The sequence below is a fragment of the Dyadobacter sp. CY351 genome, from assembly GCF_021502625.1.
Taxonomy (GTDB): domain Bacteria; phylum Bacteroidota; class Bacteroidia; order Cytophagales; family Spirosomataceae; genus Dyadobacter; species Dyadobacter chenhuakuii.
The window spans coordinates 1-25,795 of the sequence record NZ_JAKFFU010000002.1 but is presented as its reverse complement, the minus strand read 5'-3'; the positions used below and the strand labels follow the sequence as shown (position 1 = coordinate 25,795).

Here is a 25,795-nt window from a genome sequence, read left to right as displayed (position 1 = left end):
AACTTCTACAATAGTCTATAAAGCACGAACATTTCATGTTCGTGCTTTATTTATTTTCACGCGATCTTAATGCTTAAATCACAGGTGATTCTACATAAAACGACTTTTTAACCTTCTATTGTGTAGTATAAAAATAAAATATTCTACGCGATTGTAGTTATATAGATTTCTTACGTAAATTTGATCTATAATTTTATAGAATATATTCTATATATGAGGTCATATTTATTCATTATAACCATTAAGAAATCTATGATGATCCGAGCCGTAGCATTATTCTGCTTCTTCGTAGTGAATGCTTCTGTCAACAGCCTTACACACGCAGCCGCATTTATTGATCCCATTCGCTTTTCAATAACCACACAGACAACGGAAGTGGTTGTTAATGAAGAGTTCGAAATTGAAATTAAAGCAGATCTGATAGATATACCCATTAATACAGTCTATGTATTTAAAAGTGCACGGGCATTCAGGCTAAAACTGATTTTACCGCAAGGTTTCCAGCAAACTGGTGGTTCCTTCCATGATTTTGTCGGTTTAGAATTAACAGCAAGTAAACCCACCGCTGTTTTTCATCTGAAAGGAAAATTTGTAAGTGCAGAACGCGCCGGCGTGTTCCAGTTACTCCGAAGCCATGAAAACGCAAACAACAGCAGTGACTTCGTCGAGGTAGGCCGACTTCCTTTTGGCATGGCTGAAACAGCATCTGAAAGTCCATCCAATGCCCGTATAGCACTTGTTGGTACCATATCTTATGTTCCATACCTGACAATGGCAAGCCTACGTCAACTGCCAGACACAGCTACAACAGTTTTTATTACAGATCAGGGACGGGCTGGCACTTTTAAGCTCAATCCATCTTCAACCCGTGCAGATGACGGTGCCCTGACTATTGTATCATCCGGAAAACGGTTTGAGCGTGTCTTTGAAGGTCCTGTGAATGTTGAGTGGTTTGGAGTTAAAGGCGACGGAACTACTGACAACACTGCTACGATCCAAGCTATATTAAACAGGACAGACATCCCAAACATTTTCTTTCCAAAACCTGCGGTTTCCTATCGCTTGAAGGAAATGTTCATGAGATCCAATAAGAATATAGTTTTCGCAGACGGTACGATCGTTGAAGGCTTGGGAACGCTTGGCTTAGAGGAAAGAATGGTCCTGATGAATGGTATACAAAATGTTACTATCAAGGGAAACAATGTCGTTTTTAAAGATCAAAAAGCGAATTATACCAGCGGACAGCAAAGACATATTTTCACAATGCTAGGCGTTACCAATGTGACGATTGAAGGAATAGCAGCCAATAATAGCGGCGGTGACGGCTACTACATAGGGTCAAGCGTATGGCAAAAGTTCTCTCAAAATGTGAAATTGATCAATATCAGCGCTGACAATAACCGAAGACAGGGTCTTTCCATCGTTTCAGGTAAAAACATTGAAATTATTAGTCCTGTTTTAACCAATACCAACGGCGTTGCTCCTTCCGCAGGAATTGACATAGAACCGGATAATGCAGATGAATTTCTGGAAGGCATACGCATTACGAATCCAATAACGAAAAATAATGTCGGAGGAGGAATTGTAATTCTTATAGATGATTTCAAAGGGACTAATCGCGTAGTAGATATCACAGTCACCAATCATCATGATGATGGAAGCTTTTATGGAACTTATATTTCAAAAGCTACGGGAGCCATTGCAGGATCCATCGTCTTTCAAAATCCGCTTTGGAAAAACAATAAGTCTAATGGCCTTTGCGTGAGTAATTACAGCGTTAACGCTTGTACCATCCAGGTCAATGATGCGACTGTCATCGACTGCAATGTAAATGGCATGGCTCATGCTGTTTTCGGATCCGCCTTTTTGGTATATCGCGAAGCTAACGCAATAGGTGACGCCAATATTGGTAATGTTCATATAGTACGCCCAAAGGTGGAAGATACGCGAAGCACGAAAAAAATCTTTTCTGCCTTTGCATTTGATGACGTTTCCAAGAAAGGAAGTATTAAAAATTGCAGTCTTATAGATCCGGTAGTCATCAATGGACTTAATCCGGTGAACTACGTTCATTTTGCGGTGCTGGAAGATTTGGCCTTGTCGGACAAGAACGAAAAGTTAACTTTTGACATCGCGCAGGGTAACAGGACGCTCACTTATGGATTTTACAAAAGAGTATTTCACAACGCTACATCCACGGGTTTAAGAACCATCTCACTGAACAGTTTGCCAGCAAATTATCCTGAAATAACATTTGAAGTGAGAAATGCGCAGATTCTAAGGCTTATACCAACTGTCAATGATAACATAGTCCCCGTGGCTCCGACCAAAGGCAAGTATATCCAAAGCGCAACTGTAGGCAGCAAGATAACGCTTCGAAAAACAAGCACGAACACGTGGCAAGTTAAGGACATGATCGGAACCTGGACCGTTCAGCCATAAGTGTACACCAAATCATCACAGATGCATTTGTCGTAGTGCAGCACGGTAATTGTAAATTATAAAATGTTATCAAAATTGAATCTTATGAAACAATTTTGATAACATTTTCATTTAATGACAATCATTTTTTCAGCACATCGACTATTTTTGTCATTTATTGGCAATACTAACAGACTATATGCACCTAGAAAACAAAACAATTTGTGTAATCGGCTTGGGTTACGTGGGACTGCCACTCGCAGTTGAGTTTGGAAAAATTTTTGTTACAATCGGTCTTGACATTGACCAGCAACGGATTACAGAGTTAAAAAACCATTTTGATCGGACATTAGAAGTCGATGAGGAAGGTTTGAAAAAGGCTTCAAGACTAAGCTTCACTTGCGATCCGACAAGTATTAAACAAGCCTCCATCTTCATTATCACCGTTCCGACGCCCGTCGACCAATTCAATAATCCTGATCTTACACCTGTCCGAAAAGCAACTGAAACTGTTGCCCGTAGTCTGAAATCCGGTGACATTGTCATTTATGAATCAACGGTTTATCCGGGAGTTACGGAGGATTACTGTGTTCCTATTTTGGAGAAAATCTCCGGTTTGACGTTTAATCAGGATTTTTTCTGCGGATATTCTCCTGAACGGATCAACCCGGGCGACAAACACCATACACTGACCAAAATAAGGAAGGTCACGTCCGGTTCCACACCCGAAATTGCAGAAGAGGTCAATAATTTATATGCGTCTATTATTACAGCAGGCACATTTAAAGCGTCAAGCATTAAAGTTGCGGAGTCTGCGAAAGTAATTGAGAATGCTCAGCGCGACATTAACATTGCATTTGTCAATGAACTGGCAAAAATATTTAACCTGCTAAAAATCGACACCAGCGAGGTCCTTGAAGCCGCTGGAACGAAATGGAATTTTCTTCCATTCAAGCCCGGACTGGTAGGAGGACATTGCATCGGCGTTGATCCTTTTTATCTGGCGCAAAAGGCAAAGGAAGTGGGTTACCATCCCGAAATCATCCTCGCCGGCCGAAGACTGAATGATTCTATGGGTCCTTACGTGGCTACGCAATTTGTAAAATTACTAATTCAGAGCGAGCGTAAAATAAAGGGGCAGGATGTACTGATTTTAGGAATAACTTTCAAAGAAAATTGCCCGGATATTCGCAATAGCCGGGTTATTGACATTGTCAGGGAGCTGGAATCATATGATATGAATGTGCATGTATATGACCCTTGGGCGGATAAAAATGAAGTTGAGCACGAATATGGCATTCGCCTGATCGACAACCTGGACGGACTCAACGGATACCAGGGCATTATTGCAGCTGTGGGTCACGATCAATTATTGGATCTTGAAATTCCATCAGGAGAAAACGCTCCGATTGTCTATGACGTGAAGGGAATATTTCCAAAAGATAAAGGCTACACCAGGCTATAATGGTTGCGTCACGCTGCCGAAATTTAGCTATTCAAATTATATCTTAGTCGCATAACTCAATGACTTTTAACCAATATCATCAGCAGGATATCACCTCCTCAAAATTCCTTATCACCGGAGGAGCGGGGTTCATCGGTTCCAACTTGGTCGCATATCTTGTTCAATATCAAGCTGCTAAGATCGTAGTGCTGGATAACTTATCAACGGGTTACCTGGAAAACATTGCAGCGTACATTGATAAAGGACAAGTCGAGTTTATCGAAGGCGACATCAGGGATTATCAAACCTGCGTAAAGGCGATGCAGAATGTTGATTACGTGCTGCATGAGGCTGCGCTGGGTTCAGTTCCAAGAAGCATTAATGATCCGATTACAACTAATGAAGTAAATATCAGCGGCTTTTTGAATATTCTCCAGGCTGCTAAGGAGGCTGGTGTAAAGCGTATGGTCTATGCAGCGTCGTCGTCAACGTATGGGGACAGTCCATCACTGCCGAAACAGGAAGCGATCATCGGAAACCCGCTCTCACCATACGCAGTTACAAAATATGTCAATGAGCTTTATGCGGATGTGTTTTCAAGGACCTATCAGTTTCACAGCGTTGGATTACGGTATTTTAATGTATTTGGGCCAAAACAGAATGTGAATGGTCCTTATGCTGCTGTGATTCCACTGTTTATAACCCAGGTTTTGAATGGTCAGGCACCGGTAATTAACGGCGATGGCTTAACCTCCCGCGATTTCACGTTCGTATCTAATGTTGTTCAGGCGAATATTAAAGCTTTGCTTGCCCACAATCTGACGAAGCACGAGGTTTTCAATGTGGCTTGTAATGAGCAGACTTCGCTTACCGAACTCGTTTCTGCTATCACTGAGGAACTAGGCAGTCCACTCGAACCAACTTACGTGCCGGAAAGAAGGGGTGACGTGAAGCACAGTCTCGCGGATATTTCAAAAGCAAAATCACAATTACAATATCAACCGGAAGTACTTTTTAAAAACGGACTTAAAGAAACTATTCTTTATTTCCAGGAATTGACAAGCGCTTCCTGATTGGTCTGGCATGATCGGATCAATCAAACTTCCACCGGTTAAAACGAAATACAGCACACTTGAATGGAGAAAATCAAATTACTTAGGATAACAACCGAAACTTATTCGCTACGTATATTATTAAAGGGCCAGCTGAAATTCATGTTGGAGCAGGGCGTGGAAGTATCAATGGCAAGCACTCCGGATAAACATGTTGGTGATCTGGTACTTAATCAGGGAGCCCCGTTTTACCCTCTTAATCTTTCGCGGGAATTAACACCTTTCAAAGACCTGTTAGCTCTTTTTGAAACCATCCGGCTTATCCGGAAAATCAAACCGCAAGTTGTTCATACCCATTCGCCTAAGGCCGGAATCATCGGAATGCTTGCAGCATATATTTGCAGGGTTCCACTTAGAATGCACACAGTAGCCGGGCTGCCGCTCATGGAAGTCACCGGCCCGAAAAGAAAGCTTCTTGACTTCGTGGAATCGTTAACCTATAAGTGTGCACATTGGGTTTTACCAAACTCACAGGAGCTCAAAAAATTCATTTTAGATAACGACCTCAGTCCCGACAAATCGAAAGTGCAGGTTATCGGCAACGGCAGCAGCAACGGAATTGATCTGAAATACTTTTCGGTTACGCCGAAACTGCTGGCAGAAAGCAATGAGTTTAGAAAAGCACATAACATCGGCCATAGCGATATTTTACTATCATTTATGGGTCGGCTTGCTAATTACAAGGGTGTCAATGAATTGGTTGCAGCATTTTCAGAGCTTCAGAAACGCCACGAAAACCTCAAACTTGTACTGATAGGAGCCCCAGAAGACCTTAATCCGCTGGAAGAACACACCAAAACGGAAATCGCAAATAATAAATCCATTATTGCGGTGGGGCATCAGCATGACGTGCGAAAGTTCTTGGCTGCTTCTGACATATTTGTGTTTCCCAGTTACCGGGAGGGCTTTCCGCAAGCGCTTTTGCAGGCCAGCGCCATGGGCATTCCGTGCATTGCAACCAACATTAACGGCTGCAATGAAATGATCGATGATGGAAATACGGGAATATTGATCCAGCCAAAAAGTATCCATGCCATAGTAAATGCCTGTGAGAAGCTGATAAACAATCCGCAGGACAGTAGAAAAATGGGGAAACTGGCGCAACAATTTGTCCTCAGGAATTTCGAACAGCAGCAACTTTGGCGAGCCATTCATGCATTTTATAGTTCGAACCTGACGGCAAGAAAATAATATGTTCAAAATATTTTTTCTAAAAAGCGAAGTATAAATTTACCGCACTTATCTTTGTGAAATACTTGCTCAATGCCCTCTCCTCGATATATGAACAGACAATCGTATCTAACGTTTGTTCAAACCTATAAACCTTTAATTAAATGAAAGCCGCCGATGGTTCAGTATGCCTGGCTGACTGTTTCAAAATAGGAATTTTTACATTATAATTGCATTCTTTTTGCACACGCTTTAACTTTTACTATTGCCGCACACATATGGATCAAACTTCTGTTTCTAATCGAAAGTACGTACATCGATTGTTGAGCAAAAATGCTTCTACCGATGAAATCTTGATTATCACGAGTTATGACTATTTTTTACAGAAATACGATTTAAAACATCTGCGTCAGACTTACAGGGAAATTATTCTGGTCCCTCATACAGAAGACGATGATTACCTCATTAACTACACGGTAAGGCCGTTGCTGGACAAATTTGAGAAAGTCCATCTTGTCACCAATCCTCACTACGACAAGCGTAACAAAGTCATTTACGAATTGGTTATTCGTAAAAACAAATCCATTCGCATCACTACGGTTTATGACTTCTGCGAGAAGAGCTTGAAGAAAGTTTATATACCCGAAGACATATCGGAAATCAATCCTAATTTATCTGATATGCCCGCATTCGGTAAAAGGGTAAGATATCCAAAGAAGATTATCGATGTTGCCGTTTCTATCGTTTTATTTCTGCTGACTTTTCCGCTCTGGATTTTAAGCTATTTCCGCATCAAGCTTGAGTCGCCCGGTCCCGTATTTTATTATCAGGAAAGGGTCGGGATGGATAACATCGCCTTTAAGTGTATCAAATTCCGCTCTATGTCATTGGATGCAGAGTCTAATGGGGCGACTTTTTCCAAAAAGAACGATTCGAGGACTTTTTCATACGGGTCTTTCATGCGGTTAAGCCGAATTGATGAATTGCCACAAATCATTAATATTTTCAGAAGAGATTTGTCTCTGATCGGTCCACGGCCGGAAAGACAGGTTTTTACAGAAACCTTTGATGAGGTTATCCCCTACTACAATTCTCGGCATAGCATTAAGCCCGGAATCACTGGATACGCTCAGGTAATGTATTCCTACGGCGCCGGGGTCTTCGATGCGCGGCACAAGCTGATGTACGATCTCTACTACATCAAAAACTGGTCATTGTTTCTTGAATTGAAGATTATTCTTCTTACGGCTGTTGTCATTTTTGGCAAAAGAGGGCGGTAACAATTTCTCGAACATTCTTTCGCGGTCAACTTATCATGCATGAGAAATCCATTCTTAATGCTGCTATTAATGATAGCATCGCAAACAGGCAGTTTTTCTCAGGATTCTACATGGCACTATTCTTCGGAAATTAAAAGCGAACTGTCGTCGAGTCAAACACCATATTTAATTCATGCAAACACGTATGGTGTTACTCCTACAAACGGATCGTTTTTGCTGGCCCAAGCTGGTCTTCATAAAATTTATAACCAGAATAACCCACGGTTTTTTCAATGGTCCGGGGGATTTGAGGCGGTAGCAAGCACAAACCATTCCCCGGCTGCATTCCTTACCGATTTATTTGTAGCAGGCAAAGCTGGCCCGGTAGAACTCAGCATTGGGCAGCGAAAAGAATTCTACGGCTTGGGTGATAGTCTATTAACAAGTGGCTCGGTAGCAATATCATCCAATGCTAGACCGTTCCCAAAAATTCAGATTTCTACCCCTCACTTCATCAATCTGATTCCCCGCAATGACCTCTTTTCATTTAAGTTTTCGTATTCAGATGGCCTCTTAGGCCCCGCAAAATCGATTTATGGCAATGTGAAAGCTGTGCCAGAAACATATCTTCACCACAAATCCGTATACATCAAGCTTGGCAAGAGAAGGCATCTACTGAATTTATATGCAGGATTTAACCACCAGGTAATGTGGGGCGGGGAAGATAAAATCTTTTCAGGCGGACTCAAATTCCCCGAAGCATATCGCTACGTTGTTTTAGGAAAGCCATGGGCCGCCAGCAGAGTTGGCAATCATTTTGGTACGATTGATGCAGGGCTGGAAATAAACGGAAAAGGATGGACAACGCTTTTGTACCGCCAGAGCATTTATGAAGATGGCTCAATTGCAAACACTGCAAATGTTTCCGACGGGCTTAACGGGCTCAGGATCAAAAGGAACAAACTCCAAAATAAAGGTTTCCAACTCAATACGATCTTGCTTGAATATCTTTACACAAAGAAACAGGGTGGCGACGTTTTCGATTTTGCTAATAGCACATTTGGACGCGATGATTATTTTAATCACTACGTTTATAGCCAGGGTTGGTCTTACAAAGGCCGGACGCTCGGCACTCCAGTGATCGCTCCCCAGCATTTAATGCGCGAAGAATTGCGAACCTCGCAAAGGCTTTTCACTGCAAACAACCGCCTTGTTGCCCTTCATGGCGGTTTGGAAGCTTCAATGAACCGTGTGAGGCTATTGTTGAAAGCGAGTTATTCAATCAACTCAGGTACATATAATAAGCCTTTCAAATCCCCCATTAATCAGACTTCCCTCCTAGCGCGCGTGGAAATGCCGCTGAAACTTATGAATGAAAGCCATTTGAGCGCTTCTCTTGGCACGGATTTTGGACAATTTTACCCAAACAACACTGCTATTTTGATTGGATGGAGAAAATCCCGTTTTATCAGATAACTTTGGGAAGTCAACTCAACCCCTTAATGAGTAATTTTTACATTTAAATGCCGGTCCCAATCTCTCAGATACGAGTCTGCCTTTTTGCCGTCTTGACATGTCTCGCGATACATTCTAACGCCCAAGACTCAACAATTTATTACCGAGCCAGCCTAATGTTGTCTGGTGCTACCGATAATACTCCTTTTTGGGCTCACGCGAACCAGAATGGCAATGTGCCGATGAATGGAAATTTTGGTCTGGCCAATGTCGGCATTTACAAAGTTTATAATCCACACAACCCCAGAACATTCCAGTGGAGCGCTGGTCTTCAAGGAATTGCCAGCTATGGTAAATCAGCTAATGCGTTTCTTTCAGATGCGTACATTGCTGCAAGGATAGGAAAGCTGGAAATCCTGGCCGGACAAAAAAACAATGTAGTCGGGTTAATGGACACGACTATGACTTCGGGCTCTTTGTCGGTTTCCGGCAATTCCCGACCCTTTCCCAGGCTGCAAATTTCACTTCCCGAATATCTGCCGTTGTATTTCACAAAAAATTTTGTGGCTCTCAAATTTTCTTATTCCGAAGGTTATTTGGGAAGCAGCAGGCTGAATTATGGCGTGGAACGGAACATTTCATACACCTATTTTCATCAGAAATCGCTGTATTTCAGGTTCGGACCGGAGCACGGCCGTTTAAAAATCCATGCTGGTGCTAACCATCAGGCTATGTGGGGCGGCGAGGATAAGATCACGCCGCTGTACGAACTGGAACCATTGAATGCTTACTGGCATACAATCTCTGGTAAAACATTAAACTACAATAAAGTAGGCTACCACTTTGGAACCGTTGATATCGGTGCCGAATGGCGAGGTAGAACATGGTCTTACTTTGCGTACAGACAAAATATTTACGAGACTGGCTCCCTGTTTCACATTATCAATTTTGAAGATGGTCTGAACGGGATAAGGATGAAGCGGATCAAGCCTTTACCAGCCGGATCAACCGCTTTTGCGTTTCAAAGCTTCCTGCTCGAAGCAGTTGGGACCAATAACCAGACAAATAAATCTCCATTGTCCGGTCTGGCTATTTATGAAAAAGGAAATTATTACAACAGTTACATTTATCAACGTGGCTGGTCTTATTTCAACCGCGGCATAGGCACGCCACTGGCACCATCTTCGGGCATGACCAGGCCGTCTTTACCGGTTACTGGATCAGAGTTTACTAATAATAACCGGTTCTGGGCGTTTCATACTGGTGTTACCGCTACTTGGCAAAAGACTTATTTTGGGCTGAGAGGCACATATTCAAGAAATTCAGGGTCGTTATTAAGTCCTTTCGAATCACTGAAAGAGCAGGTGTCCTTGTCTCTTACAGCTGAAAAGAATATAAAGTTATTAAACGGTTGCAGTGTCTTTTCCAACCTTACAACTGATTTCGGACAACTTTATCCTATTTCTCATGGCCTGATTATAGGACTTAGGAAAAGTGGATTCCTGGATTAACGTTGCTTTTTCACGTTGCCTGATATGTCCAATATGAATAGCAAAAAGTTATACTTATTTTTGTCAAAATGTCACATTATACACATTGAAGAAAAAGCTTGAGGGCACGCCTATGAAAATCTTTCCCATACTGACATTACTGTTATGCATTTCCATAGCCGGCTTTTCCCAATCTGAGCCTGCCGAGACTACTGAATTCCCGGATTCTACAAATAATTTTATTGAGATTGCCGGTTTTGGCAGCAACAATACGCATACACCATTCTGGATTCAGGCCAATCAGTACGGCACCGTTCCTTTGGACGTTCCCGCCGGAAGTGCGCGTATTTCGCTTGAAAATTACTGGCCGCTCAACTCATCCTGGCGTGTGGGTGCTGGCGTAGAAGCGGTAGGGAACTTCAATGAACACCCTAAAATGCTTGTGCCGCAGCTGCACGCAACCGTAAAATTCAAAAATTGGCAGCTTTTTATCGGACGAAAAAAGCAGAATGTCGGCCTGGCTGATTCCACACTCGGTACCGGCTCTTATGCATGGTCGGGCAATGCGCTGCCAGTACCCAAAATATTTTTCGGAACCAGTGGTTTTGTTGCTGTCCCTTTTACAAAAGGCTGGATCTCATTCAACGCATTCTATTCCGACGGACTTTTCGAAAAACACCGTCCGGCCACCACAAACCTAAAATTTCATCAGAAGGCTTTTTACGCGCGACTGGGAAAGGTTAATTCGAGGCTTAAATTATACGGTGGATTCAATCACCAAGTGCAGTGGGGCGGAAAATCAAAATACCTTGTTAAAGATCCAGAAAGTGGAAAGCTGCCCGATGGTTTCTCTAATTATGTCTATGCCGTTTTTGGAACCATCGGCGGAACCGGGACTGACATTTCACATTTTGATAGCACCAATCGCGTTGGAAATCACTTGGGATCGCTTGACCTGGCCGTTGAAGTGGAGACTTACGGAAGCACCATTTATCTATACAGGCAATTTATCTATGAAGATGGTTCACTATTCTATATGGAGGGCATCAAGGACGGGTTAACCGGATTGCGGATCAAGCGGAAAAACTCGTACGGTGCCAATTTTGAGATAACCGAAGGCGTTATTGAAATGCTTTTCACAAAAGATCAGGGAGGTCCGCTATTTGAAATGGGGAATGGCAAGAAACGCGGTAATGACAACTATTTCAACAACCAGCAGATCCGCGACGGATGGTCCTACTACGGGCGCGGCATCGGAACACCTTTTATTCCGCCTACCTCCCAGACAAATTGGAAATGGCCCGGCTACGCAGATAATTTTACCAGCAACAATCGCGTGTTAGTATGGCATGTAGGGTTAAGAGGAACACTTTTCAGACAGGTGCAGTGGCATACCAAATTATCTTTCTCAAGTAATTCGGGCGCTTACAATTCGCGCTTGGAAGGTTCTCCAAAACAATTCTCCGGCCTGATCGGCGCGCAAACCAATGTGAATGTGCTTGGCGGAATGACCCTTAAAGGTTCTTATGCCAGCGATATTGGCGATCTATATCGCAAGACACACGGATTTATGTTGGGAATCAGAAAAGATTTTTCTTTTAACTGAGGACAATCCATTTTCTAAAAACCTATCCCATTTCTGCGCGAATCTTCGCTGCCAGCGCTGCCAATTCTTCTCGCGTAGTCTGTATTTTTTTCGAGAAGTCCGCGTCGGCCATGCTATTTAAGGGAAGCAGGTGAATGTGGGTATGCGGCACCTCCAACCCTATGACTGTCAAGCCTATACGAAGGCAAGGAACTGCTTTTTGGAGTGCAGGAACAATGCTTTTTGCAAAGAGAAACAGCTCGGAATATTCCTGATCATTCAGATCAAACACATAATCTACCTCTCTTTTCGGGATCACTAATGTATGCCCCGCGGCGATCGGAAAAGCGTCCAGGAAGGCAAGGAAATGATCCGTTTCTGCGATTTTATGACTAGGAATTTCACCCCTTACAATTTTTGAAAATATAGACGCCATCAGAATATCAATTAAATATCGTTTAGTTGCAGAGCAGCGCGACATATCGCGCCATATCTTTACCCAAATAAGTAATTAAAAACTGAAAAGTACTTAATATTGCGTTCCAAACTTTAACACTAAGAATATGAATTTTACGAATTGGCGTGCTTTCACTAAGGCAGGCGTGGTTGCATTATTTTCACTCGCCCTTATTTCAAACACCGCAGAAGCGCAGGAAAAAGGGAAATGGGTGAAATTATTCGACGGCAAAAGTTTGAACGGCTGGCATAGCTGGCAGTCGGATAATGTGTTACCACAATGGAAAGTGGAAGATGGCGCTATTGTTCTTGCGGAAAAAGGCGGCAAGGACCTTGTTACCGACAAAGAATACGGCGATTTCGAATTAGAACTGGAATGGAAAATTTCAGAATCAGGAAATAGCGGTATCATTTACCATGTAATTGAAGACAAAAAATATTGCTGCCCCTACTCAACCGGCCCTGAAATCCAGATTCTGGATGATGAAAAGCACCCGGATGCAAAAGCGGGAAAAGCTGGAAACCACAAATCAGGATCACTTTATGACATGCTCCCACCAACTGACTTTGCTGCTGTAAAACCAGCCGGCCAGTGGAATAAGGCAAAAGTTGTAATCAAAGGCGGTCGTGGCGAAAGCTGGTTGAACGGCAAAAAAGTAGTTGACTTTCCTGCACAAGGCGGCGAATGGGATAAATTGGTTTCCGACAGCAAATTCAAAACCTGGGAAGGCTTCGGCGCCTCTTCCAAAGGGAAAATTGCTTTGCAAGATCACGGAAATAAGGTTTCTTTCAGAAATATTCGTATTAAGGAGTTATAGTAACTGCTGGTAGTCCATAGTCTTGGTCCAGTATTCGCGGCTGTAAATACGCCTGTAAGGCCAATTTTTCTGCTGCAAAAGAAGGGGTAAATAAGCGTGCGGTTCTTTTGACGATTTGCTGTAATGATAGAAATCATCGTCGGTCAGGATCAAACCCTTGTAAACCCCTTCTTTTTTTATGGTAATGTCGCCAAACGGTAACTCTTTCTCAAAATCCGGATGCTGCTTCACCAACTGGTCTTTCAGCAGCCAATCTGACCTGAATTTGCCGGTTGCCACCGGTGCCGGCACAAATTTCCCTTCCGACACATTCAGGGCATATTCAAGATAAGCTTTTAAGATTTTCGGACCCGCATTTGCGGTCTGATCCGTTTGGAGTTGCGAAGGCCATAAGCTCGTTACGAAATAAATCCGCTCTCTTGCGCGTGTCACGGCCACATTAAGCCTGTTTTCGCCACCCTGCATATTCAGGCTGCCGAATTGCATGGAAACTCTCCCCTTCTCATCCGGCGCATATCCCATTGAAAAGATAATAATGTCGCGCTCGTCGCCCTGCACGTTCTCAATGTTTTTAACGAATAGGTCCTTGAAGAACACATTTTCCCTTTCAAGCGCGTCCTGAATCGCATTTTGCTGGTAAAAGTTAAATGTCACAACACCAATGCTCCTGCCGGTTTCTCCAAGCTCTTTGATCAATGAAACAACCTGCTCAATTTCAACGAGGTTAATGTTATTCTTCCAAACCCCATCCGTCTTAATATATTGAATGCCAGGCTCATCATTATTGATTCGCAGGAAATCAGGAAGCAATCTTAATGTGTTCTTATAAAAATTCCTGTTGGAAAAATCAATCAAATCAAGCGATAAGCTGCGATAATGACCTGTAAGCTGGTATTGATCAAGCGATTGTGCTGCCAGGTCCAGTAACGATTCGATTTCTATGGCAGCTGTATATTCTTCCTCGTCTGCTTTTTCTTCATATCGTATTTTATATAAATCACTCGGAGACAGCTGCTTGCTATCCCCTGTTACTACAACCTGCGCCCCCCGAAATGCCGCGGGCAGGCCATATTCAGCATAACATTGCGAAGCTTCATCAAAAATTACGAGATCAAACAATGCACGCTGCATGGGAAAAACTGCTGAAACAGCCTCCGGCGAAGCCATCCAGCAGGGAATTAAAGAAAAAACCTCATCTGTGTAGTTTTCAAGCAATTTCCTGATCGGCCAGATCATTCTTTTCTTAGTCACCTGATGCCCTAGCTCGCGATAAGTGACGCGGTTACCAAGGCGGTTTTTCTCGATATCCTCATAAGTCGCCTCCCTGAGTTTTATCCCGGTAATGTCTGTGCTCAGCTGCTGTTTTTCCGCAATGCTTTCTTGTAAACTGGTCTCCCATTGCTTCATTTTCAATGAGGTAACCGCTCTCAAATCCGGAAATTTGCTCTCTATATGCTCAATCCAAGCTAGCCGGATGCTATTTTCAAAAAGATTGACAAACTCTTCCGAACTCGTATGCCTAAGATTTAAACTTTTTTCAACGATGATTTTGGCAACCGCCTGTTCCGGCACAGTCATGCTTTCCGTGAGGTTGTCCATATCAACCATTGAATCAAAATCCCTGGCTAATGCTGCTGACAACTGCTGGCTGAAAAGGTCCGGATCTTTAAGCAATTTCCGGACTTGCTGCGGCAGCAAATAAGGTAACATAGCAGCCTCCAATTTGCTCCAAACTGTGATCCAGGCTTTCAGCTCATGGATACGCTCATTGAATGTCGTGTAATCTGTACTTTCAGAAGCAATGTGCCGCAAAGTCAACAACCAAGGATCCAATGCAGCCCTTACCGCCGCATCGGCGGCTGATTCTGCTTTTTGGAAAAAAGAAATGTATTCCGCACCTTCACTCAGCTCATTCTGATCAATGTAGGAAACGTCGAAATTCAAATGCTTGCTCGTAAGCCAGCCTTCTAGTTCGATCCTGTTTTTAACTTTAATTTCAAGCTTTGAAAGATCGTCCAGTGCAGTTGAAAGCCCATTTGCCTTCGCAACCTCTTCCACCTCCTTCTTTTCTTTCCCAAACATGTTCCACCAAAGACCCGAAACCGTCGAGCTGTTTGCTTCAATGGATTTTCTCAGTGATTGAAGGAATGACTGTAATTTTGAAGCTGGTAAGGAAAATTCAATGCCATCTTCTGCCAAAAATCCTTCAAGCGCATCCGTGGTTTGCCGGATGAATGCAAGCCGTTCGTGGCCACCTGAGGAGTTGATATATTTCTTAAACAGCGTAAATGTTGTATTGTCTGCTATAAGCCCGGTAATGTCGGTGAGCCGTTCGGTGATCTCGCCTTTCTTTTCCAGATAGTCAAGCGAAAAGGGCTGGCTGGTTAAATGCTCGAATTTTTGTTTTTGCCTGGAAAACACTTTCGGCCATTCTGCAAGCATCTCTTCCATGTTTCGCAATTCGCTCATGCCAAACTTTGAGAAGCTTCTGCGCTCTGCCCAGACATGACCGGCAGGAAAATGCAAAACATATGCACTATACGTTTTCAACTTCCTCCTGAAATGATCCAGATTGTCCATACGAAAAGACCTGTAATGATCTTTCATCTCCACTTTCGGAGCCGTTTGGTCACTTTTCAGGTAAAGCTCTTTGATACTCACACCACATTCCATTTCATCAAACAATGCTTCCCGAAACGCATTTAAATCTTGAACCGTACGGTCAATGGCCCGACTCTGCTGGGTAAACTGCCTTTCCAGAAAAACGGCATCCAGGCTGTAATTTTGTTGTTTATATGCTTCAACCTTGTCAATCTGTGATGCCAGCTGTCTGTATAATGCCGAGCGGTCATTTTTAAAATCATGGATCAGGCCCACAAAATCGGTCATTCCAATGGTTTGCAGCCTTTGATACACAACATCCAGCGCCACACGTTTCTGGCATACAAGCAAAACACGCTTTCCTCGGGCTGCAAAATCAGCCATCAGATTACAAATAAGCTGAGATTTCCCGCTCCCCGGTGGGCCCTGCACCACGACCGATTTCCCGGATTTCACAGCCAAAATGATTTCCTCCTGTGACTGATCCACCGGAAACGGCGTCAAGATCTCCTCTTCTCTGACTGTTTTAGTATTAATAATTGCATCAGGGATATCTTTTGGCGCTTCTGATCCCGAAGATTCTCCTTCGAGCAAGGGAATGGAGAAATTTGCATTCAGGGCGTTTTCCAGCAGCAAATTATAGTCCGGAACAAGATAGGAACCGGCTTGCGGAAAAATGCCGAGAACGGCCTCAGCGAAAAGTTTCAGTTCTCCGTTTCGCTCACTAGCAGCCAGCTCTGAACTTTTCAACGCATTAAATGCAATGAGCTTGTCTTCAAAAAGATCCTGATTGAAATTAATTTTGAGCGGCGTAGTCTTTAACCATTCATATAACTGCGTCCTGAATTCCAGGAAATCCTTTGGAAAATCTTCAAACGACTTTTCAAGAATGTCGTCCGTTATAACCGACTCATTGAAATGTGCATAAGCCAGCGCAAAACTGGAATTAAGGACCACATTGCTTTCCGGCACTTCAAACAGGCACCATTGCTCCCGGTCCATTTTTAGAGTAACCGGAAAAAACAAAAGCGGCGCATGAATGGGTGTTCCATCGGAAAGCTTTCCTTTTACAAACGGAAACCCCACATACAAATCCCGCGAGCCTCTCTCCTCTTCGATAAACCGTTCTGTACGAGCAATCTTTCTGAGCTTCTTGCTGGCTTCGTTAACCTTTTCAAAACGGGAATCTGCAACATCACAAAGGGCAATGCGTGATTTCCCGGAAACGAGCTGCCTGATAAGTTCTATTGCAGGCTTTTCCAGCAAAAAATCAGTTTCATGAAGATCCAGGAACTGCTCCGAAGGCAGCCCTGGCAACAATAACGATTTATTACGCGTACTAAGGTTGGTAAGTCGTTTTAAGTAAGCTTTAAGAATGCGATCCATAGATACTCAAACGATCCTGATTGCTTAACTATTGGATTTAGCGTGTTTCTACCTTTTTCTCCGGAAAAACAACAGAGGCGAGCACGCTTATGGCCAAAATGCCGAGGATTACGTAAAGTGAATAAACCGTCTCAAATCCAAGCTCTTCCAGTTTTGAATGGAACAGCATTTTTCCACCAATAAATACCAGCAGCACTCCTAACCCGTATTTCAGGAAGCGGAAAAGGCCCATAATGTTGCTCAGGAAAAAGAACATGGAACGAAGCCCCATGATGGCGAAGATATTGGAAAAGAAGACAACATATGGATCCTTCGTAACAGAGAAAACCGCCGGCACCGAGTCAACAGCAAAAATCAAATCGGTGAATTCGACAATCAAAACAACCACAAAAAGCGGTGTTACCAGCCATTTTCCTTTTTTCAAAACAAAGAAATGCTCACGCACATATCTTGGGAAAACAGGTAAATACTTGGATGCAAATTTCACAACCGGATGCTTGGCCGGATCAATTTTTTCATCCTCGCCAGCTTCGAAGAAGATCTTACCACCCTGATAAACCAGCAGCAAACCGAAGATATAAATGATCCATTCAAAACGCTGCATTAATGCCGAGCCCAGGAAGATAAAGATGAAACGCATGATAATTGCGCCCAAAACGCCCCAGAAAAGCACCTTCTTGTAATACTGCGGACGAACGCCGAACGAAGAAAATATCAGGATAATAACGAAAATATTGTCAACAGAGAGCGCGTATTCAAGCAGATAGCCCGTGATAAATTCCAGGGACATATTCTTCCGGTAAATTTCAAGACTTCCCTCAAAATCTCCGGGAATGAGCTTCAAATGCGGTGCGTACTTGTCTTTAACTGCTGCCAAATCAGCGTAGTTCTCCATGCCATGCACCAGATCGCCATGTGTGTTGATGATGACGTAGAAAACGAGTGCAAGAAAGATCCAGGCGACAGTCCACGCAGCGGCTTCGCCGAATTTTACAACATGGTCTTTTTTATTAAAAACGCCGAGGTCTAAAAGCAGCATGACGCTGATCACCAATATAAACCCGCCAAAAAACAGAACTTCGTTGGAAAACATGAATAAATATATTTACTATTTAAAATCACCCACAGACAGGATCATGCAATAAAACATCAATCTATGCAATCCTGTCAAAGGAGGCAAAGGTAATTAAAATATAAAGTGCTAAAATTAAATAGGACGGACGGCATTAAAATTATGCGAGGCCAGCCCAAGCAAGAAGCAGAAACTGCACATTGCACCGGCAGCGCACATTCATTTTAATTTTTTTTGAAAAAAAATGCGTCCAGTATCAATTGAGTAACAATTTGTTAATAAAATGTTGCGTTTTTTTTCCTAAATATTTTTTACAAAAACTTGCGTCACATACTCCCTGTGCCTACATTTGCACCACCATAATCAAAAACGGTTATGCGAAAGTAGCTCAGCTGGTAGAGCGCGACCTTGCCAAGGTCGAGGTCGCGGGTTCGAACCCCGTCTTTCGCTCAGAGGTTAAAGCACCGGAAACGGTGCTTTTTTTCTCTATATGCCATCCTAATCGCGTGGATGATGCCGGGGTGGTGGAACTGGTAGACACGCAGGACTTAAAATCCTGTGAGCCGAAACGCTCGTACGGGTTCGATTCCCGTCCCCGGTACAAAGCCTCTGGAACCTCACCAGAGGCTTTTTTCTTTTCAGGCATGCTTTATTTAAGCAATACTTTTCTACATTTATCTTCCTGACGATTTTTCAATATCTGCCTGCATGAAGCTTTTGCTTATCGAAGACGAACCCAGCGTAATTTCCCTCATTCAAAGAAGCCTATCCGCTTCCGGGCACGAAATAACGGTGGCTATGGACGGCAAATCGGGCCTCGAAATGGCTACGAACCACACCTTCGATATGATCATACTGGACCTGATGCTCCCCGTCATCAATGGCATGGAAGTATGCAGGAAAATCCGCAGCGCTGGCCATGCAACGCCTATTCTCATGCTGACAGCGCTGGGCACAACAGAGAATATCGTATCGGGATTAGATGCCGGAGCAGACGATTATATGACCAAGCCCTTCAAACTGGCAGAGCTCGAAGCGCGCATTCGCACGCTCACCCGGCGAGGAAAGGAAGTTGAAAAAGAGAAAAACGGGACGAAGCTTGAAATCGCGGATCTGGTGCTGAATACAGAGACGAAGATCGTGCAAAGAAACGGCCACATCATTGACCTCACTGCCACGGAATTCCGCCTGCTGGAATTTCTGATCCATAACCGGAACAAAGTGCTCAACCGAATGGAGATCCTGGAAAATGTATGGGACATCAACTTTAACCTAGGCACCAATGTCGTGGATGTTTACATTAATTATCTCCGCAAAAAAGTTGATAAAAATCAAAAAAATAAGCTGATACACACCGTTTTCGGCATGGGATATGTGATGCGACAGTCTTATGAAGATACAAACTAAAATTGCCCTTCTCTTCACGATTCTCACGTCGGGCATTATCGTGGCGCTGAGCGTATTTATTTACACATTCGGGTCGGAAAGCGTTTCAAACAGCTTTTATCACCGGTTGGAAGTCCGGGCAGACATTGTCGGGCACGCAGCATTGCAGGAAAGTAAATCGACTACTTCTATTTACTACGACATCAAGGAACGACACCTGGGCGACCTGCCTTTTGAGCAGCACCATATTATCAAGAATGGCGAGATTGAAAAGGCAAGACAACTGAAAGAACGGCTGCCGATGCCATCTGCTTTTTACGACAATATTGTTAGAAAAGAACCTGCCCGCTTTTTCAAGAATGATACTTCTTATGTTGGATTGAACATTAACCAGTCCGGTAAAACCATAATCATATTGTCATCCGCAGTGGATCTTTACGGTCTGGAAGAAATTGAAAACCTTAAAAAACTGCTGATCGTTGGCTTTTTCATCTCCATGATCTTCGTTTTCACGTTTGGAAAACTATTTTCTACACAAATTTTCAATCCCATCCGACGCATTATTCGCAATGTAAAAGGGATTAGTGCGCATAACCTGCACCAGCGCCTCGAAGTTGCCGGCAGTAAGGACGAAATCGATGATCTCACGCATACGTTCAATGATATGCTGAACCGCCTCGAAATTACATTTGAAATACAAAACAACTTTGTCAGCAACGCCTCCCACGAGTTCAGAACGCCCCTTACCGTAATCAGCGGCGAAGCGCAACTGGGCCTTTCCCTTGAAGAAATTCCTCCTGCCGCAAAGACCTCGTTTGAAGTTATTTACAAGGAAGCGGGAAAGCTGGAACATCTGGCCAACAGTATGTTAAAGCTGGCACAAACCGGTTTCGATGGCACAAAGGAGCAATGGTCGCCGATACGGGTGGATGAGTTGGTGTTGTCTGTCAAGGAAGCGGTGGACAAGATTATTCCCGATAATCAGGTGGATATCGACTTTAATCATTTACCAGAGGACGAAGCCAAGCTGACAATTAACGGGAATCAGACCCTTCTCACGGCAGCATTGTCAAACATTGTTCTTAATAGTTGCAAGTATTCTGATAATAAACCGGTTACTATTATCATTTCTTCTGATGGAACCCATTCTATTGTGGAGATTCAGGACATAGGGATCGGCATTCCTGATCGGGAGATTGCTCAGATCTATGTTCCATTCTTCCGGGCCTCTAATACGGAGCGTTACAAAGGCTTCGGGATAGGGCTTCCTTTGGCTAATAACATTATCAAGAAGCATAACGGAACCATTGCCGTTGATAGTCAGGTTGGTGCGGGAACGAGCTTCAAAATTCACTTACCCTGCTCAAAAGCATCCTTCTAATGTCATTTTAATAATCTAATCCCCTTCTAATAAGTCTCACATTGTATTATAACACCGCTTTTAAGTGGTGCTAACAACCTCGCCGTAACATTGCATTATCAATTTAATTCAATGGATCAATCAACAAAACAAGCGAGAAAATATGAAGACTGTAATTATCCCGGCCGACTTTACTGCTGACAGCCTGCAAGTTGCACACATTCTGGCACGAAACGCCCAACAGAAGTTCTCCATCGTCTTTACACATCTTTTCCACGTTGCAGACGACATTCAGGACCTTCTTTTTTCAACTTATAGAAAGAAAGAATACGACTTCGTTTCAGAGGATTTCTGGAAGGAATGCCATGCTATTAAAGATGTATACAGCAACAAGGTGCACAGTATCAAAGTGGAATTCTTTTACGGCAACAAGCTTGCTGCATTCAAGAACTTCCTGGACGCCAATAACGCGGACTTCATTGCATTTTCGGAAAGCAATGGCATTCCAAAGCTATCGAAGAGCAGCCTGGACGCATTGCCGATCATTAAAAAAGCAGGTGTAGAATTGATTAATGTGGACAAGATTGAGGAACCAGCTAACACACAGGAAATATGCTTCTGAAAAAAAACATCCCCATCAGATACATCTTTGGCAAGATCAAATACGAAATACTGTTTGTGGCCATTTATGGATTTGCAATTGAAGTGATTTACAAAAACTTCAACATTACAGACATTTCAATTCCAATGACCGTCCCAACGGTGCTCGGAACAATCATCTCACTGCTGCTCGCATTCCGGTCCAACCAGGCTTACGACCGCTGGTGGGAAGCGCGCCAGATCTGGGGTGCGATCGTTAACGATTCGAGGACATTAGCACGTCAGGTCATGTTTTTAATCGACGATCCTTACGATCCGGATCAGATAGAAGGTTTTAAAAACCGGATTATCAAACGACAAATAGCCTGGTGTTATGCATTAGCGCATGGTTTGCGGAAAGAAGATCCTATGCCAGACATTGAAAAATATGTTTCGCCGGAAGAGAGCGAATCTCTGCAAGATTATGATAATAAGCATGTTGGCCTTATCCAGTTGCATGCCCGTGATTATAACAATGCATTGAAGCAAGGCTGGGTGAATCCTTATCAGCAAATCGAGATGGATGCTACATTGACGCGCCTTGTAGATTCAATGGGAAAATGTGAACGTATCAAAAACACCGTTTTTCCATCTACATATAGTCTGTACATTCATCTGGCATTGCACTTCTTCATATTGTTGCTCCCGTTCGGACTTGTTGAACTCTTTGGTTTCCTGATGGTTCCTGTGCTGATCGTCATAACAGGCTGCTTTTTCCTGATTGAAAAAATGGCCATTCATTTACAGGATCCGTTTGAAAATAAGCCCACAGATACGCCAATGCTGACTATTTCAAGGAACATTGAGCGCGATCTGAAACAAATGATGCGCGATAAACAAATGCCGGTAGCCGTTCAGCAGCCATCGCATTTCTATGTCCTTTAATCATTAAGGAAACCCCCTCTTTTTGCCTTAAATTATTTGATAATTAACTAGGAACTTGTTCTATGACTTTAAAAAAGACTTCCGCCTGGAAGTCTTTTTTATTGATCCCTTTTCGCTTATATTTGAAGTTTTCCAAATTGTTAAGAGCCTGTTAAATCGAATTAGCGGCTCTTTACCAGCACTTCACGCCTACCCAACCATAACAGAATGAAAGTTTCTCCCACCGAGCCGTTTAAAATTGTTTATTCCATTCTCAATCATGAATTTTTGGGATACATTTTTGAATCCTTTGTGGTCCAACTGAACAATCAGGGCGATTTTTCATTCCAGATCCAGAACATTTCATCCAAGAATATCAAGGAGTTCCGCACCGGTATTGACCAGCGCGATGTGGAACTCGTAGGGTTAATTGACGACATTCAGCAAGATGTTATTCTTCGAAAATTCAATCCCAAAAAACTGAATGCCGTAGACTTTTTCCTGAAAGTTTATGACGCGCAAAAAGGCGATAAGGCGACTCAGGAAACCATTGCGGCTTATCTTGAAAATTGTAAAGCCAAGATACTCGAAAGGCTTAGCGGCAAAGAGATTTTTATTATGGGAAGCGATGGAAACCCATTGTGGAAACCGGTTTTCTGGGAGCCAGAAAAAGCTACGATCCGCTTTCACTTTATCCGAAACGAGGATAACACACATTATTTCCCTACAATCCGTCACAAATATCAAAAGGTTGATTTTCAATATAAAAATGCCTTCCTGATTTGCGAAGAACCAGCCTGGCTCGTTGTGGACGGACATTTGCTGCATTTTGAAGGTCACGTGGATGGCAAAAAGATCAAACCATTCCTCGCCAAAAAATTCATCGCCATTCCCGGACAGGTGGAGGAACAATATTATGGCAGGTTTGTGGCTCCGCTGATAGCGTCCTATGATGTGGTGGCCAGAGGTTTTGAGATCAGAAATGTCTCATCAACGCCTAAAACCGTCCTGACAATCTCGGAATATAGCACAAATAAAAAGGCTCCGGTCATTTTCCAGGACGGGGATGTGGATGTGATGGAAGAAGAAGAGGACAATGATGTGGCATTCGATTTGTCATTTCAATATGCCAATTTCTCCTTCCACTACGACAGTTTTGCGCATGCGTCGAGCGTGCATATGGAGAAGAAGGATAATGATTATGTTTTTAATAAGGTTAAACGCAGCATTGAAGCAGAAAGCCAGCATGTGGCCCTGCTGAAAGACTGGGGCCTCAATATACGAAACGGCAATATCCAGATGCCAAAGTCACAGGCTTTTGGCTGGCTGCAAAGCAATGCGAATACACTGGCTGAAAATGGCATTTCCGTCCGTCAAAATACGAGTGACGCTAAGCGCTATTTTCTGGGTTATTCCTCCATTGATATTTCCATTCAGGAAGGCCGGGATTGGTTTGATATCAATGCAAAAGTGAAATTCGGTGAGTTTGAAATTCCTTTTATTCAGCTAAGAAGCTATATACTCAACCGTAAGAAGGAATTTTTGCTTCCTAATGGTGAAATTGCGGTGATCCCCGAATGGTGGTTTACCAAATATTCAGAGTTTTTCTCTTTCACGGAGCACGATGGCGATGACGATCCTTTGCGGCTGCGTATGCACCATCTTGCATTGGTCCAGGAGCTAAAAGAAGAGAACCTTGCCACAGCCACGATCAGCCGGAAACTTGAAAATCTGCGGGATTTCAATCACATTGAGGCAGTTGAGCCACCATTACATTTCGAAGGAACATTGCGTCCTTACCAAAAGACCGGTTATGACTGGTTAAGGTTTTTGAAACAATATCGCTTCGGCGGATGTCTTGCGGATGATATGGGTTTGGGGAAAACCGTGCAAACGCTGGCATTGCTTCAAGCCGAAAAGGAAACAGGCGTAAAAGAGCCTTCCATGCTCATTATGCCCACTTCGCTGCTCTATAACTGGCAGTTAGAGGCAAAACGCTTTACGCCGGACATGAAAGTGTTGCTATATACCGGCACAAACCGTGAAAAAGACACCGCCCAGTTCGATCATTACGACTTGATCCTGACATCCTACGGAATTGTGCGGCTGGACATTGATTTCATTCAGTCTTACCGTTTCAATTACGTGATCCTGGACGAGTCCCAGGCCATTAAAAACCCTGCTTCCATCATTACCAAGGCGGTTAAGAAGCTCAATGCAGCAAACAGGCTGGTTTTGACGGGCACGCCGATTGAGAATAATACATTGGATCTCTGGTCTCAAATGTCATTCGTGAACCCGGGGTTGCTGGGCAGTCAGTCGTTTTTCAGGGATGAATTTCAGGTTCCTATTGAGAAGCGCGGGGATGAGGAGAAGACAAAAAGGCTGTACAATCTCATTAAGCCATTCATATTAAGGAGGTTAAAATCGCAGGTTGCTACCGATTTGCCAGAAAAGGTTGAAAGCATTCAATACTGCGATATGTCCGATGAGCAGGAAAAAGCTTACGAAGAAGCAAAAGCATACTATCGCAACCTGATCCTGCAAAGCATTGATAATGATGGTATTTCAAAATCGCAACTCGTTGTTCTGCAAGGCCTGACCAAACTCCGGCAGCTGGCCAATCATCCATTAATGGTTGATCCGGAATATTCACACGGCTCCGGCAAGTTTGAAGATGTGCTTTACAAGATGCAAACCGCTATCAGCGAAAATCACAAAATATTGATTTTCAGCCAATACATTAAGCACCTCGATCTGTTCCGCCAGTTTCTGAACGAAAAAGAAATCACTTACGCCTACCTCGACGGCTCAACCAAAAACCGCCAGGAGCAAGTGGAACTCTTCCAAAATAACAACGACATTAAAATATTCCTGATCTCACTAAAAGCCGGAGGCTTAGGCCTCAATCTCACAGCCGCAGATTACGTTTTCATCCTCGACCCCTGGTGGAACCCCGCCATAGAAGCCCAAGCCGTAGACCGCGCCCACCGCATCGGCCAGGACCGAACAGTCTTTACTTATAAGTTTATTACTAAAAATTCGGTTGAGGAGAAGATTCTAGCGCTTCAACGAACCAAGAAGCAGCTGGCAGATGACTTGATTTCGAATGAGGAAGGGTTTATTAAGTCACTGAGCCGGGAGGATGTATTGAATTTATTGGCATGACCCTCGAAAGCCGTGTCATGCTGAGCCCTACAGCCCTGTCAGCCTGAGCGGAGGGGGGGGGGGCGCGGGCGGGCCGGCACCCCGCCCGCCGAGCCCCCACAGGAGCCGC

The 25,795-nt window shown here is 43.5% G+C and carries 17 protein-coding genes and 2 tRNA genes; 16 read left to right on the top strand and 3 right to left on the bottom strand.

Annotated features, from left to right (window positions below):
* The first annotated feature begins 252 nt into the window (after nucleotides 1–252).
* From L0660_RS02220 to L0660_RS02185, 8 genes are all read left to right on the top strand, one after another.
* Entirely contained in the window at nucleotides 253–2,442 is a 2,190-nt protein-coding gene (locus L0660_RS02220; protein ID WP_235157408.1) for a right-handed parallel beta-helix repeat-containing protein, read from the top strand.
* A gap of 178 nt (nucleotides 2,443–2,620) precedes the next feature.
* Nucleotides 2,621–3,886 (top strand): nucleotide sugar dehydrogenase, encoded by a 1,266-nt coding sequence (locus L0660_RS02215; RefSeq protein ID WP_235157407.1) that lies wholly within the window; start codon nucleotides 2,621–2,623, stop codon nucleotides 3,884–3,886.
* A gap of 59 nt (nucleotides 3,887–3,945) precedes the next feature.
* A complete protein-coding gene (locus L0660_RS02210; RefSeq protein WP_235157403.1) occupies nucleotides 3,946–4,938 on the top strand; it encodes an SDR family oxidoreductase in 993 nt (330 codons plus the stop codon).
* Between the two features lie 63 nt (nucleotides 4,939–5,001).
* Complete coding sequence (locus L0660_RS02205) at nucleotides 5,002–6,168, top strand: glycosyltransferase family 4 protein (RefSeq protein ID WP_235157400.1); 1,167 nt, start codon at nucleotides 5,002–5,004, stop codon at nucleotides 6,166–6,168.
* A 332-nt stretch (nucleotides 6,169–6,500) separates the two neighbouring features.
* The gene (locus tag L0660_RS02200; protein ID WP_233795346.1) at nucleotides 6,501–7,427 is read left to right on the top strand and encodes a sugar transferase; all 927 of its coding nucleotides are present in this window, start codon (nucleotides 6,501–6,503) and stop codon (nucleotides 7,425–7,427) included.
* A gap of 39 nt (nucleotides 7,428–7,466) precedes the next feature.
* Complete coding sequence (locus L0660_RS02195) at nucleotides 7,467–8,882, top strand: capsule assembly Wzi family protein (RefSeq protein ID WP_235157398.1); 1,416 nt, start codon at nucleotides 7,467–7,469, stop codon at nucleotides 8,880–8,882.
* 155 nt (nucleotides 8,883–9,037) lie between these two features.
* A complete protein-coding gene (locus L0660_RS02190; protein ID WP_235157395.1) occupies nucleotides 9,038–10,372 on the top strand; it encodes a capsule assembly Wzi family protein in 1,335 nt (444 codons plus the stop codon).
* A gap of 112 nt (nucleotides 10,373–10,484) precedes the next feature.
* Nucleotides 10,485–11,957 (top strand): capsule assembly Wzi family protein, encoded by a 1,473-nt coding sequence (locus L0660_RS02185; RefSeq protein WP_235157393.1) that lies wholly within the window; start codon nucleotides 10,485–10,487, stop codon nucleotides 11,955–11,957.
* Nucleotides 11,958–11,979: 22 nt separating this feature from the next.
* On the opposite strand, the gene L0660_RS02180 is transcribed toward L0660_RS02185, so the two are convergent.
* Nucleotides 11,980–12,372: an HIT family protein gene (locus tag L0660_RS02180; RefSeq protein ID WP_235157392.1), complete on the bottom strand. Its 393-nt coding sequence runs from the start codon at nucleotides 12,370–12,372 to the stop codon at nucleotides 11,980–11,982.
* A 127-nt stretch (nucleotides 12,373–12,499) separates the two neighbouring features.
* Here L0660_RS02180 and L0660_RS02175 point away from each other — a divergent pair, with 127 nt between their 5' ends.
* The gene (locus L0660_RS02175) at nucleotides 12,500–13,210 is read left to right on the top strand and encodes a DUF1080 domain-containing protein (protein WP_235157391.1); all 711 of its coding nucleotides are present in this window, start codon (nucleotides 12,500–12,502) and stop codon (nucleotides 13,208–13,210) included.
* Here the strand turns inward: L0660_RS02175 and L0660_RS02170 are convergent.
* On the bottom strand, nucleotides 13,205–17,197 hold the full coding sequence (locus L0660_RS02170) for an AAA domain-containing protein (RefSeq protein ID WP_235157389.1): 3,993 nt from the start codon (nucleotides 17,195–17,197) through the stop codon (nucleotides 13,205–13,207). The two genes, L0660_RS02175 and L0660_RS02170, sit on opposite strands and share 6 nt — an antisense overlap.
* Before the next feature lie 37 nt (nucleotides 17,198–17,234).
* Complete coding sequence (locus L0660_RS02165; protein WP_235157388.1) at nucleotides 17,235–18,290, bottom strand: TerC/Alx family metal homeostasis membrane protein; 1,056 nt, start codon at nucleotides 18,288–18,290, stop codon at nucleotides 17,235–17,237.
* Nucleotides 18,291–18,646: 356 nt separating this feature from the next.
* On the opposite strand from L0660_RS02165, the gene L0660_RS02160 reads away from it, so the two are divergent.
* The 7 genes from L0660_RS02160 to L0660_RS02130 all read left to right on the top strand — a co-directional run bounded on the left by L0660_RS02160 (nucleotide 18,647) and on the right by L0660_RS02130 (nucleotide 25,686).
* Nucleotides 18,647–18,719 (top strand) — tRNA-Gly (locus tag L0660_RS02160).
* Between the two features lie 65 nt (nucleotides 18,720–18,784).
* A tRNA-Leu gene (locus L0660_RS02155) sits at nucleotides 18,785–18,870 on the top strand.
* A 107-nt stretch (nucleotides 18,871–18,977) separates the two neighbouring features.
* On the top strand, nucleotides 18,978–19,676 hold the full coding sequence (locus tag L0660_RS02150; RefSeq protein ID WP_235157382.1) for a response regulator transcription factor: 699 nt from the start codon (nucleotides 18,978–18,980) through the stop codon (nucleotides 19,674–19,676).
* Entirely contained in the window at nucleotides 19,660–21,036 is a 1,377-nt protein-coding gene (locus L0660_RS02145) for a sensor histidine kinase (RefSeq protein ID WP_233795337.1), read from the top strand. Before L0660_RS02150 ends, L0660_RS02145 begins: the two co-directional genes overlap by 17 nt.
* 142 nt (nucleotides 21,037–21,178) lie before the next feature.
* Complete coding sequence (locus tag L0660_RS02140) at nucleotides 21,179–21,637, top strand: hypothetical protein (protein ID WP_235157379.1); 459 nt, start codon at nucleotides 21,179–21,181, stop codon at nucleotides 21,635–21,637.
* Entirely contained in the window at nucleotides 21,628–22,539 is a 912-nt protein-coding gene (locus L0660_RS02135) for a bestrophin family protein (RefSeq protein WP_233795335.1), read from the top strand. Before L0660_RS02140 ends, L0660_RS02135 begins: the two co-directional genes overlap by 10 nt.
* A gap of 207 nt (nucleotides 22,540–22,746) precedes the next feature.
* On the top strand, nucleotides 22,747–25,686 hold the full coding sequence (locus L0660_RS02130; protein ID WP_235157373.1) for a DEAD/DEAH box helicase: 2,940 nt from the start codon (nucleotides 22,747–22,749) through the stop codon (nucleotides 25,684–25,686).
* Nucleotides 25,687–25,795: the final 109 nt, after the last annotated feature.

Bases quoted from the DNA above. Each gene is read 5' to 3' on its own strand.
- L0660_RS02220 (WP_235157408.1), top strand. From the start codon at position 253: ATGATGATCCGAGCCGTAGCATTATTCTGCTTCTTCGTAGTGAATGCT.
- L0660_RS02215 (WP_235157407.1), top strand. From the start codon at position 2,621: ATGCACCTAGAAAACAAAACAATTTGTGTAATCGGCTTGGGTTACGTG.
- L0660_RS02210 (WP_235157403.1), top strand. From the start codon at position 3,946: ATGACTTTTAACCAATATCATCAGCAGGATATCACCTCCTCAAAATTC.
- L0660_RS02205 (WP_235157400.1), top strand. From the start codon at position 5,002: ATGGAGAAAATCAAATTACTTAGGATAACAACCGAAACTTATTCGCTA.
- L0660_RS02195 (WP_235157398.1), top strand. From the start codon at position 7,467: ATGAGAAATCCATTCTTAATGCTGCTATTAATGATAGCATCGCAAACA.
- L0660_RS02190 (WP_235157395.1), top strand. From the start codon at position 9,038: ATGTTGTCTGGTGCTACCGATAATACTCCTTTTTGGGCTCACGCGAAC.
- L0660_RS02185 (WP_235157393.1), top strand. From the start codon at position 10,485: ATGAAAATCTTTCCCATACTGACATTACTGTTATGCATTTCCATAGCC.
- L0660_RS02180 (WP_235157392.1), bottom strand. From the start codon at position 12,372: ATGGCGTCTATATTTTCAAAAATTGTAAGGGGTGAAATTCCTAGTCAT.
- L0660_RS02175 (WP_235157391.1), top strand. From the start codon at position 12,500: ATGAATTTTACGAATTGGCGTGCTTTCACTAAGGCAGGCGTGGTTGCA.
- L0660_RS02170 (WP_235157389.1), bottom strand. From the start codon at position 17,197: ATGGATCGCATTCTTAAAGCTTACTTAAAACGACTTACCAACCTTAGT.
- L0660_RS02165 (WP_235157388.1), bottom strand. From the start codon at position 18,290: ATGTTTTCCAACGAAGTTCTGTTTTTTGGCGGGTTTATATTGGTGATC.
- L0660_RS02150 (WP_235157382.1), top strand. From the start codon at position 18,978: ATGAAGCTTTTGCTTATCGAAGACGAACCCAGCGTAATTTCCCTCATT.
- L0660_RS02145 (WP_233795337.1), top strand. From the start codon at position 19,660: ATGAAGATACAAACTAAAATTGCCCTTCTCTTCACGATTCTCACGTCG.
- L0660_RS02140 (WP_235157379.1), top strand. From the start codon at position 21,179: ATGAAGACTGTAATTATCCCGGCCGACTTTACTGCTGACAGCCTGCAA.
- L0660_RS02135 (WP_233795335.1), top strand. From the start codon at position 21,628: ATGCTTCTGAAAAAAAACATCCCCATCAGATACATCTTTGGCAAGATC.
- L0660_RS02130 (WP_235157373.1), top strand. From the start codon at position 22,747: ATGAAAGTTTCTCCCACCGAGCCGTTTAAAATTGTTTATTCCATTCTC.